This is a genomic window from Bradyrhizobium sp. Kon69 (assembly GCF_055807515.1).
In genome coordinates, this window is sequence record NZ_JBVVOS010000200.1 from 1 (window position 1) to 338 (window position 338).

General features: G+C 68.6%; 1 protein-coding gene. It reads right to left on the reverse strand.

What is annotated here, in order from left to right; all coding sequences use genetic code 11:
- Nucleotides 1-338: VCBS domain-containing protein (locus AC0L3U_RS38825; protein WP_473365029.1), on the reverse strand; the 338-nt coding region annotated here is incomplete at both ends.

Below are 338 nucleotides of genomic sequence, written 5' to 3' on the forward strand. Positions count from 1 at the left end.
CTGGCTTGCGCGGTGTAGTTGGACTGGCCCTGGTCGACGTCGGCAATGGTGAGCGCGCCGCTGGTCGAAATGTTGCCGGCGACAACCGAGACGTCCTCGGTGACCGAACCGGTGGAGACGCCGCCGATCACCGGCACGTCGTTGGTGCCGTTGATGGTGACGGTGACGGTCTGGCTGGCGGTGCCGTCGGAGGAGACGGCGGTGAACGAGTCGGTGATCGACTGGCCGGCGCCGAGCTGCTGGATCGCGGTCTGGCTGTCGTCGGCGCTGTAGGTCCAGCTGCCGTCGGCGGCGAGCGTGAAGGTGCCGTAGCCGTTGCTGCCGGCGGTGCTGGCTTG